Here is an 11,130-nt window from a genome sequence, read left to right on the forward strand (position 1 = left end):
TCACCCCAGGACAACGAGGAACCCGAGCGTCTTCAGCACGATGAACAAGGTCGCGCCGATCAGCAGGTTCTTGAAGCCGACGTAACACACCATGTCCATCGTGTTCGCCACGCGATAGCGGCGGCCCCACCACGGACCGTCCTTGACGTAGGGTTTGGAGCCGAGTCGCACGAAGACCTCGAACACGCTCCAGCCGAACCACCAGCCGATCACGGCGGCAGCCTGCAGGTGGCCGAGCAGCGCCAGCACCCACACGACGGTGGCGGCGAGGCCGAGCGCCATGCCGGCCCCCTGAAGGGCGCGCTGGCGCTGGAAACCGTGATGGCTCCACGGCCATAGATGATCCCACACTTCGGCCGCGATGAAGCGCGTGAGGCTCGTCGTTTCCGCGTAGGGTGGGTTCGCGGGGTCGGTCGGCATCGTCGGGTTGACCATGTCTCTTGCTCCGGAAATCAGTTCTTCGCCGCCGCGCCGGCGCGCGTGGGCACCGGCTTGATCGGGATGTAATAGCCATCGGCGCCGATCGGCGTGATCGGGAGCCCGGCCTTGTCGCGGCGCTTGCGTTCCTGTGCAAGCGGCGGGCAGGCGTGGTCGTCCGTATACAGGATCATGCAGTCGAGGCAGTGCAGGCACTCGCGGTGGTCGATGCGCCCGTCCTCGTCGATCGCCTGCGAACCGCAGCCGACCGCGCAGGCCTTGCAGCTGGCGCATTCCTGCTTGCGCTTGAGTCCGAACCAGCGGAAGGTCGAGGGCATCGCGAGCGAAGCGCCGAGCGGGCACAGGTACTTGCAGAACGGCCGTTCGATGAAGATCGACAGCCCCAGCAGTCCGGCCGCGAACAGGGTGTAGGGCCAGCTGCGGTTGAACAGGCCGACGAGGAAAGTGGTCTTGAAGGGTTCGACCTCGGCGAGCTTCTCGGCCAGCCCCATCGAGAACATGGACACGGTCAGCAGCCCGAAGAACACGAAATACTTCACCCACTTCAGCCGGTTGTGCCAATGCCGCGGCAACTGGAACTGGAAGCGCTTGAGGCCCACGGCACCGCCGACCTTGTAAAGCAGTTCCGACAGCGAGCCGAAGGGGCACAGCCAGCCGCAGAAGAGGCCGCGTCCCCAGACGAACACCGTGACGATGATGAAGATCCAGAACAGGAAGATGAAGGGGTCCGACAGGAACAGTTCCCACTGCCAGTGCAGCAGCAGGGCATGGAACCAGGTGAGCACCTGCGTGATCGAGGGCTGCGCGAGCATGCCGAAGCCGACGAAGCCGATGCTGATGATCCATCCCGCGTACTTGAAGGCGTTGACCGGCCACTTGTTCTTGCGCGTCGCGCGACGCGTGAGTTTGTCGCGGAAGGCGTAGACGGTGGCGACGGCGATCAGCAGCGCGGCGAAGAGCGCGATCTCGACCGCGCGCGTCTTCCACACGCGCACCCAAGGCGCGTCCGGCTTGACGACCTGGGGACGGCCGCCCTGCAGGTACTGCGCCGGCAGCCAGTATTCGGTATCGAAGTTCGCGAAGCTGCGCGCGCCGGTGGCGCGATCGACGCGGTTGCCGAGGAAGACGAATTTCCACGGATAGGCCGCCGAGAACGCCTTCGAGCGCACGATGAAGATCGACGATTCGGTGAAGGCCGGCGCGCCCGGAGCGGCGATCCCATAGAGGTTGGTGGCGTCGGTATCGCGGAAGGTGAAGGCGTCCCCACCCTGGCGCACCTGCACGCGGTCGTAGATGCCGCCGCGCACGAAACCGGAGCCCTTGAATGACTGGGTGCCGCCGGTACGGATCACGAAGAGCGCCTGTTCGCCTTCCTTGAGGCTGGACATCAGGCTGTTGTACGGGCCGTCACCGAGAATCGCGCGGCCGATGTCGGGCTGGTTGAGGTAACCGAACCACAATTCGATGAACGGGTCTGCGCTGCGCGCGAGACCGGCCTGTTCGGCCGTCACGAGAACGCGCTGCACGCTGCCTTCGCGGACGAGCGTGGCCCAGTCCGGTTTCGTCCCGGTCTGGACGAACTTGGCCTGTTCGCGGATTGTCGGCTTCAGGATGCCGACCTGGCGCGCGATCGACGTGCCCGAGGTCATCATCACCTGGTTCTGCGAGATCACCGTGACGGTTGCGCCCGAGATCGCGTCGAGACCGACGATGTTTTCCTCCGGCCGCGAGCGGCCGATCTCGATGTTGTTGCCGACGAACTGGCCCAGGTACTGCTGGTTGAAGCGGACCAGGGACGATTCGGGAATGCCCAGCAGCAAGATGGGCTCCGAGTGCTTGAGGATCTTGACGCCGACGAACTTCCCGGCGGTGTCCATGCCGATCAGCGTGATCACCGGCTTGCCGGAATATGCCGGGGTATCGGTGATGTCGGTGGACAACATCACATAGCCGACGAGCTTCTTCTTGCCGCCTTCCTCCACGTACCCCTCCACGTACGAAGGCTGGCCCTTGCGTTCCGAAAAACTGGTCGCACCGGGCAGCACTTCCGCGCACGGCGCGTATTTGCACAGATCGGGGGAAGTGTTCAGTTCGTCCGGAAGCTTGGCCTCATAGGTGTTGGCGAGCGCCAGGGACGCAAGAGACGAGAGCAGCAGGGGGAGCAGGGTGTTGCGCAGTGCAGCCAGGAGTTTCATCGGACTTACCATTTGGCGGGACTGGAGCCAGTCTACGAAATGCCCCTTCGTGTGTAATTGTTTCTGGTCAATTTGGGCAAATGTAAATTGCGTGCCGGATGCGAAAAAAAGGAGGGGCGCAAAGCCCCTCGAAATGTCACCCATCGGTACCTCCATGAAAGAAGGCACTCACCTGCGCCAGAGCCTGCTTCGCCCCGGCGCAGTCCGGCTGGAGGCCTTTGTCAGGCCTCGACGATCATGCGGCTGCGCATCTCCAGGTGCAGGGCGTGGCAGAAGTGCGTGCAGTAGCACCAGTAGACGCCGGGCTTGTCAGCCTTGAACGTGACCGACTTGGTCTCCTGCGGGTTCACGATGAAGTTGATGTCGTACTTCGGGATCGCGAAGCCGTGCGTCAGGTCCTCGACCTTGTCGTGGTTGGTCAGGATGATCGTGACCTCGTCGCCCTTCTTCAGCTTGAACTCGGGCAGGCTGTAGGCGGGGGCCTGGCTGGTCAGCTTGACCGTGACCTTCTTGCCGTCCCGGAACACGCCGCTGTCCTTGAACTCCTTCACCGCGTTCGGGAAGTCGTCCATGTTGTAGATCTGGCGCGTCTTGATGATGTCGCGGCGGATCACGATGGAGTCGTGCGGCTCGGACAGCACCGAGTGGTCGGCCACCAGCTTCATCTTGTCGCCGCTGATGTCGATCATCTGGGCCGTTTCGGGGTGCAGCGGGCCCACGGGCAGGAAGCGGTCCTTGGAGAACTTGTTGTCCGAGATGAAGTATTTGCCGTCGGATTCCTTCGTCTCGCCCATCGACGTGAAGCCGTGGCCCGGCTGGTAATGCACGTCGATGCGGTCGACGACGACGGTGACGTTCTTGTCGCCCTTGTAGGCCTTGATCGCGGCCTCGACGTTCCACTTCACGATCTGGCTGTCGAGGAACAGGGTGGTGTAGGCGTTGCCCTTGTTGTCGAACCCGGTGTGCAGGGGGCCGAGGCCGATTTCCGGTTCGGCAACGACGGTGTCGCGCGGTTCCTTGAGTTCACCGTCGAACCATTTCAGCACCAGCTCATGCTCGATCACCGAGGCGGTGGGCGACAGCTTGCCCGAGCAGGCGTAATACTTGCCGTCCGGGCTGATGTTCACGCCGTGCGGGTTCTTCGGGATCGGGACGTAGCAGGTCAGCGCGGTCTTCGGGTCGGCGTTCGACGCCTTGCGGCCGTCGACGACAGGAACCTTGGAATCGCCGATGTAAGTGACCTTGCCGGCCTTGACGGCTTCCTCGATCCGGGCGACGTGGAAGAACAGGCAGGCGTCGCGTTCGGCCGCCATCATGTCCGGGTAATGGACACCCATCTCGGTGTTGTACTGGTTGGTCGCCGCGAGCTTGCCGTCGTACGAGGTCGCAACGAGGTCGCAGTTGCCGTCGATCAGCACCTGCCAGCGCACCTGCATCGATTCGCTATCCACGCAGGTGAAGAGCGAGCGGTATTCGTCGATCTTGTCCATGTTCTTGCCGACGTTCGGCAAGGGAATGGAAAACTCGGCGCCGCAGAAGACGCGGGTGGTGTAGTTGATCGCGGCGTCGACCGGGTCGCGCTTGTCCGGGAACGTGCCGTGATAGCCCTGGATGTTGGGAATCTCGGTGATCTTGTCGCACTCCATCGTGTCGAGGCGCACGCGCGCAATGCGGCCGTGGATCTTGTCGTTCACGAACAGGTACTTGCCGTCGTACGTACCATCCTTGTACGAGGGGTGGACGTGGTGCGTGTCGCCGGTCTGGTACTTGAGGCTGCCGTCGGGCTTGGTGCCGATGATCGCCTTCGATTCGTTGGTGATGCCCCAGCCGACGAGGCAGTCGGTGTTGAAGACCGGGATGCATTTCAGTTCGCGGCCCGACGGGAGGCCATAAACGCGCACGTTGCCCGAATGGCCGCCGCTCGAGAAGGAGTAGTAGGTGTCGAGCTGGCCCGGAGCGACCTCGTACTTGCCGAGCTCAGCCGCCTCGGCCGCGGGGTGGGCTGCGGGAGCCGCTGCCGGAGCGGGAGCCTGTTCCTGCTTGCACGCCGCCAGGCCGACCGACAGACCTGCACCGGCAAGACCCGCGAATGCGGCGGTATTGAGGAATTTCCGGCGGCTCGGGTCGGGTTGACCGTCGAGTTGCTGGGCGTTGGTCTTGTCCTGGCTCATGTGATGGGCTCCGTTATTCAAGCGTCGTTTGTTTTGCCGATGAAAGGTGTGCCGTTGTGGCGGCGCACGCGTGCAGGGCGGCCCGAATCGGGCGCTGCCGCAACTCTAGTGAGGTGGTGGCGGGGCGTCCTTGATTTGGGATAAGGAAAACATCTCTCTGGGAAGGGTCAAAACGCCGGAGCGCGCCTGTGCAGGCGGCGTTCAGGCCGGCCGGAGGGAGACGAAAATCATCACCAGGAGCGGGGTCCACATCACCACCGGGACGCTGTAGACCATGTAGGTGACATGCAGCGCCTGGACCTCGTTGCCGAGCCGGAACTCGTCGCGGACGTCGAGATAGAGCGTGCGCAGTGCGACCGCATGAGCGAGCAGATGGGTGACGACGAGCGCGCCGAGGCTCGGCACGGCGAGGACGACGGCCGAGGCCCATAGCGGGGCTGCCGCGCGGGCGGCGATGGCGAGCGCGCGGGGACGCGAGGGGGGCATTGCGTCGGCGGGGGTCGTCAGGCGCAGCATGCCGGCGACGATGGTCACCGACACGAGTTCGGCGACGAACACCAGCAGCGCAATCCATTCCCAGTTCGCGCTGGCCGCGTCGAGCCGGTAGGCGGTGGCATGGTCGCGCATGGCGAACTGGATCATGATGGGGGGAATCAGCGCGAATGGCAGCACCATCCGGCTGAACACACTGCTGCGCTTGGCTTGGGTCAAGAGGCCTCCGTCGGCCACCTTTCAAAGCTGGGGATCCTGCACGATTCCCTGTTCGACCGCAAATACCGCCGCCTGCACGCGGCTCGACAGACCGAGTTTGCGCAGGATGTTCTGGACGTGGATCTTGACCGTGCTTTCCGCCAGATCGAGTGCGCGCGCGATTTCCTTGTTGCTGTGTCCGCGCGCGACGAGGACGAGGATTTCACGCTCGCGCGGCGACAGCTTGTTCAGTTCGGAGGCGACCACCGCGGGGGCGGCCGTTTCGTGTGCGACCTTTGGCGATCCGCCGCGAACGCCCTGCACGAGCTTGCCCATCATCTGCGGCGAGATCACCGATTCGCCGGCTGCCGCTTTCGTGATCGCAGCGGTCAGCGTGTCGGCCTCGATGTTCTTCAGGAGGTAGCCGCAGGCTCCCGCGCGCAAGGTTTCGATGAGATCCTCGGCGTCCTCGGAGACGGTCAGCATCAGGACGTGCGCCTCCGGCGCCTCCTCGGTCATCATCGCCGCGGCGTCGCGGCCCGAGAGACCGGGCATGTGCAGGTCGAGCAGCACCACGTCGGGGCGCAGCCGCGCCGCCTGCTTGACCCCTTCCATCCCGTCGCCGGCCTCGCCGACGATCTCGAACTCCGGATGGAGTTGCAGCAGGGATTTGATGCCGCTGCGGAAGAGGGCATGGTCATCGACGAGGAGCACGCGGATCGGGGCGGGCATCAGTGAGGTTCCTGGCTGACTCGGGGAAGGTCGAGGCGGACTTCGGTGCCGCGGCCGGGCGCCGAATGCAGGGAGAAGTCGCCGCCGATGCGCTGCGCGCGCTCGCGCATGACCTGCAGGCCGATGTGGTTTTCCTTGTCATGTGCGGTGCATCCGGCTTCGTCAAAGCCGATGCCGTCGTCGCGCACGACCACCGTCAGCCCATGCACGCCGCGCCGCAGCGCGACGTGTACGGATTTCGCCTGGGCGTGCTTGCGCACGTTGGACAGGGTTTCCTGGACGATATAGAGCGCCTGTGTCTCGACCTCGGCGTCGAGCGGCGCACCACCGCCCTCGAGTTCGAGGTCCGTGGCGATGCCGGTCTGGTCGGAGAGCCGCCTGAGCGTGGCGCCGATCGCGCCGGAGAGGTCCTGCTTCGCGACACGCGTGCGGAAATGCACCAGCAGCTCGCGCACGTCGTCGTAGCTCTCCTGGACGCCCTGGCGAAGCATGGCGAGGGTGCCCTGCGCCTGGCGCACGTCGTTGTGCCGCAGCGCGTCGTCGAGCATCTGCACCTGCAGGTTCATGAAGGCGAGGCCCTGGGCGATCGAGTCGTGCAATTCGCGGGCGAGCAGGTTGCGTTCCTCCGATACCGCGAGCTCGCGGTCGCTCGCGTGCAGGCGCTGGTTCTCGACCGCGATGCCGAGCTGCTGGCCCAGCGTTTCGAGGAGCTGGCGGTCGGAGTCCTCGAGGCGTTGCGCGTCGCGGAAATACAGGTTGTAGATGCCCAGGGTCTGCTGGTTGGCGCCGATCGGGATTGCGGCGACGGCCTTGAAGCCGGCGCGGTGGCACGCGCCGAGATCGAGTCCGGGATCGGGGCCGTCGAGTTTGCACACGAGCGAAGTACCGCCGCGGGCCGCCTGGCCGCACATGCATTCGCCACAGCTCAGCGTCGCCTCGAAGTCGATGAATTGCTCATCCAGCCCGGAATGCACGGTCATGCAAAGCTGGCTCGAATCCTTGTCGAGCAGCCGCGCGGAACTCGCCGTTGCGCCGCACAACTTCTGCACGCGCTGCAGGAAGCCGCGGCACAGGGCATCCACGTCCTGCGGTTGGCGCAGGAAGGCTGACATGTCGTAAAGGATCTCGAGCTGGCGGTTCTTTTCCTCGAGGCTGCGGGTCTTGACGTCGACCCGCTCCTCGAGCGTTTCGTACAGCCCCTGCAGGTGGACGGCCATGCGGTTGAAGCCGTCGGACAGATCGCCGAATTCGTCGTTGCCGAGGACCGGGACGCGGACGCTGAAGTCTTCCTGCTCCATCCGCTTGATGCCGGTCTGCAGTTCCGATACGGGGCGGATCACGAGTACGAAGAAGAAACGGATCAGGAACAGCGTTCCGATCACCGCCAGCGCGATCAGGCACACCTGCGAGGCCCGCAGGATGTCGGTGTTGCGCGCGTAGCTCTGTTCCATCTTCAGCACGACGGCGTTCATGCCGGTCACGAAGCCGCGGATCGTGTCGTCGAACGCGGGGGGGTCCGCGGGGATGGTGAGGGCGTTGGATGGATCGAGCACGCCGTCGAGCAGCGGACGGACCCGTTGGGACCAGAATTCCACCATCCGCTGCATGTCCGCGGGAATGGCGTTGTCGCGCGGGACGAACAGCGGGCGTTGCGGGTTGCCGTGGCGCAGTTCGTCGAGGATGAAGTCGAATTCGGCGACTTCCGTCCCGAGCGTCTCCCGGATGCGCACCGTGTCGGCCGGCGAAGCCTGCGGGGCGTGCGCGAGAAGGTGGCCGATGCGATGCATGCGCATGCGCAGGCTGCCGGCGTCGTTGATCGCCGCGGCGGCGCCTTCGAGTTGCCAGGACATGAAGAGCGTGACCCCGATCGCCGTCAGGGCGACGAGGAAGAACACCAGCAGGATGCCGGTGATCTTGGTGCTGAGACTCTTGCCGAGGGGAAGCATGGACATTCGATGAAACAGGGTGGCGTGCAGACTACGACGCCTGCCGCCACCCCGCAAGTCGGGGGCGCCTGCCGCCCCCGGAGGATGTCCGCCTCAGGCCGAAGCGGGCGCCTTGATGCGCCGCTTGGAGCGCACGATCTGGTAGGCGCGGCCGACGTAGCTCAGCGGCGCGGTGAGAATGTGCACGAGGCGAGTGAAGGGAAACATCAGGAACACCGTCATCCCCAGCACCAGGTGGAAGCGGAACACCGGCTCCACCGAGGCGAGCAGCTCCGGTTTCGGCTGGAGGGTGAGCACGCTCTGCACCCAGCCCGCCAGCGCCAGCATCACGTCCGGATTGCCGTGGTTGGCATGTCCGATCGACACCGGCAGCGTCGACAGGCCGGCTACCAGCGTCAGCAGCAGCCAGCTCAGGATGAAGGCATCCATGCGGCGGCCGGCGGCGCGCACGCGCGGGTTGAACATGCGGCGCAGCCACAGGATCGCACCGCCGATCAGGCACATCGCGCCGAACACGCTGCCGGCGACGATCGCGATCCACTGGTGCTGCAGGTCGGTGACGCCCAGCCCGACCCACAGCGCGTGCGGCAGCACGAGGCCGGCGAAGTGCCCGGCGAAGATCGACAGGATGCCGACGTGGAACAGGTTGCTCGCGATCCACATGTTGCTCTTCGACAGCAGCTGCGAGGAGTCAGTCTTCCACGTGTACTGCTCGTTGTCGTAGCGGATCCAGCTGCCGATCGCGAACACCGAGAGCGCGATGTAGGGATAGATCCCGAAGAAGAAGTTGATTGCGTTCATGTCGTCTCCTCAGGCAGCCAGGCGGGTCAGGCTGCCCTGTTTCTCCACGATCCGGACCAGCGGCGCGTACGGGCTGGCGGATTTTTCCAGGTTGTCGGCGAGCACCTTGAGCACTTTCGCGACGTCGCCGAGGAAGATCCAGGCTTCGCCGATGCTCAGCGTCGAGCAGAACTCCAGCATCACCGGCAGGTAATCCGGGAGTTCCTTCTCGTCGGCCTGCAGGCCGTAGCTGCGGTAGAACTCGCCGAGGTCGATCAGCGCCGGTCCGCGCGTTTTTTCCTCGCCGAAGAGGTGGTGCGTCAGGTGCAGGCTGTGTTCGGCCGTGAGGTCGAAGCACTGCACGTAGGCGCCTTGCAGCTCCAGCGGGTCGGAGGCGAGCAGCATCGCGATGAAGTCGGCGATGCCGCGGTACTCCTCGACGCTGAGGGCGGTTTCCTCGTCGAGCGACTCGACGAAGGCGTACGGGTCCTTTCCGGCGAGCTCGCGCAGGTCGGCGAGGAGGCTGTCGGTCGGGTAGTCGAGCAGGGCGGCCAGCAGGCGGAAGATTTTCATCGTTGTCTCCTTTAGTCGCGGGGGCCGGCAAGAGGCGCCGGTTCGCGCGGTTCGGCGGACTCGGTACGGCGTTCGGGGAAGAGGGCGAAAGTGCCGTAACCCTTGGAGTTGTCGGCGCCGAAGGTGAAGCCGTTCTGGCCCTGGAAGCCGTGGTAGTCGTCCAGCCGGATTTCCTCGTGCGCAGTCGGCACGACGAAGCGGTCCTCGTAGTTGGCGATCGCGAGGTAGCGGTACATGTCCTTCGCGTTCTGCTCGGTGATGCCGGCGCGGTTGAGCGGGGCGAGGTCCGGCTGGCCGTCCACGTTGATCGAGCGCATGTAGGAGCGCATCGCGAGCAGGCGGTTGAGCGCGCTGGTGATGTACTCCGTCTTGCCGGCGGTGAGCAGGTTCGCGAGGTATTGCACCGGCAGGCGCATCGCCTCGGCCTTCGGGATCACGCCGTCCGATTCGGTCGGCAGGTTCTTCTGGTCGATCTGCGACTGCACGGGCGAGAGCGGCGGCACGTACCAGATCATCGGCAGCGTGCGGAACTCGGGGTGCAGCGGGAAGGCGATCTTCCACTCGACGGCCATCTTGTAGATCGGCGACTTCTGCGCGGCGTCGATCCAGCTCTGCGGCACGCCGTCCTTGAGCGCCTGGGCGATGATCGCGGGGTCGTAGGGGTCGACGAAGAGATCCAGGTGGGCCTTGTAGAGGTCCTGCTCGTTGTCGGTGGAGGCGGCGTCGAGCAGCTTGTCGGCGTCGTAGAGGATGATGCCGTTGTAGCGGATGCGGCCGACGCAGGACTCGGAACAGACGGTCGGCAGGCCGGATTCGACGCGCGGGTAGCAGCCGATGCACTTCTCGGCCTTGGACGATTCCCAGTTGAAGAACACCTTCTTGTACGGGCAGCCGGAGATGCACATGCGCCAGCCGCGGCAGCGGTCCTGGTCGGCGAGCACGATGCCGTCTTCCTCGCGCTTGTACATCGCGCCCGAGGGGCAGGAGGCGACGCAGGCGGGGTTGATGCAGTGGTTGCAGATGCGCGGCAGGTACATGTGGAAGGTGTTCTCGAACTGCTTGTACATCTCCTTCTGCATGTTCGCGAAGTTGGCGTCCTGCGAGCGCGCGGCGAATTCACCGGCGAGGTCGTCTTCCCAGTTCGGGCCCCAGGTGATCTTGTCCATCTTCTCGCCGGTGATCTGCGACACCGGGCGCGCGGTCGGCGCGGCTTCGGACAGCGGTGCGTTGTGCAGGCGCGCGTAGTCGTAGGTGAAGGGCTCGTAGTAGTCGTCGATCTCGGGCATGTTGGGGTTGGCGAAGATCTGCACGATCTTCTTCAGCTTGCCGCCGGCCTTGAGCTCGAGCTTGCCGTTGACCTTTTCCCAGCCGCCTTTCCACTTTTCCTGGTTTTCCCAGTTCTTCGGATAGCCGATGCCGGGCTTCGACTCGACGTTGTTGAACCAGGCGTACTCGATGCCCTTGCGGTTCGACCACACGTTCTTGCAGGTCACCGAGCAGGTGTGGCAACCGATGCATTTGTCGAGGTTGAACACCATCGCGAATTGCGCGCGGATTTTCATGCGTTTCTCCTGATGCTTGATCCTTTGGGGCGGGGGCGTTGTG

General features: G+C 64.7%; 9 protein-coding genes. All 9 read right to left on the minus strand.

Annotated elements, in window-relative coordinates:
* The 9 genes from CDA09_RS07235 to narH all read right to left on the minus strand — a co-directional run bounded on the left by CDA09_RS07235 (position 1) and on the right by narH (position 11,087).
* Complete coding sequence (locus tag CDA09_RS07235; RefSeq protein WP_121428004.1) at positions 1-435, minus strand: transcription regulator; 435 nt, start codon at positions 433-435, stop codon at positions 1-3.
* A 17-nt stretch (positions 436-452) separates the two neighbouring features.
* Entirely contained in the window at positions 453-2,633 is a 2,181-nt protein-coding gene (locus CDA09_RS07240) for a NosR/NirI family protein (RefSeq protein WP_121428005.1), read from the minus strand.
* 221 nt (positions 2,634-2,854) lie between these two features.
* Positions 2,855-4,804: a TAT-dependent nitrous-oxide reductase gene (nosZ, locus tag CDA09_RS07245; RefSeq protein ID WP_121428006.1), complete on the minus strand. Its 1,950-nt coding sequence runs from the start codon at positions 4,802-4,804 to the stop codon at positions 2,855-2,857.
* 201 nt (positions 4,805-5,005) lie between these two features.
* Complete coding sequence (locus CDA09_RS07250) at positions 5,006-5,515, minus strand: hypothetical protein (protein WP_121428007.1); 510 nt, start codon at positions 5,513-5,515, stop codon at positions 5,006-5,008.
* Between the two features lie 21 nt (positions 5,516-5,536).
* On the minus strand, positions 5,537-6,226 hold the full coding sequence (locus tag CDA09_RS07255) for a response regulator (RefSeq protein WP_121428008.1): 690 nt from the start codon (positions 6,224-6,226) through the stop codon (positions 5,537-5,539).
* Positions 6,226-8,172, minus strand: a complete 1,947-nt coding sequence (locus tag CDA09_RS07260; RefSeq protein WP_121428009.1) for a type IV pili methyl-accepting chemotaxis transducer N-terminal domain-containing protein — start codon at positions 8,170-8,172, stop codon at positions 6,226-6,228. Before CDA09_RS07260 ends, CDA09_RS07255 begins: the two co-directional genes overlap by 1 nt.
* Positions 8,173-8,265: 93 nt before the next feature.
* Positions 8,266-8,973, minus strand: a complete 708-nt coding sequence (narI, locus tag CDA09_RS07265; RefSeq protein WP_121428010.1) for a respiratory nitrate reductase subunit gamma — start codon at positions 8,971-8,973, stop codon at positions 8,266-8,268.
* A gap of 9 nt (positions 8,974-8,982) precedes the next feature.
* Positions 8,983-9,525, minus strand: coding sequence for a nitrate reductase molybdenum cofactor assembly chaperone (gene narJ / locus CDA09_RS07270; protein ID WP_121428011.1), 543 nt, complete (start codon positions 9,523-9,525; stop codon positions 8,983-8,985).
* An 11-nt stretch (positions 9,526-9,536) separates the two neighbouring features.
* Entirely contained in the window at positions 9,537-11,087 is a 1,551-nt protein-coding gene (gene narH, locus CDA09_RS07275) for a nitrate reductase subunit beta (RefSeq protein WP_121428012.1), read from the minus strand.
* Positions 11,088-11,130: the final 43 nt, after the last annotated feature.

The organism is Azoarcus sp. DN11, assembly GCF_003628555.1.
Lineage (GTDB): Bacteria > Pseudomonadota > Gammaproteobacteria > Burkholderiales > Rhodocyclaceae > Aromatoleum.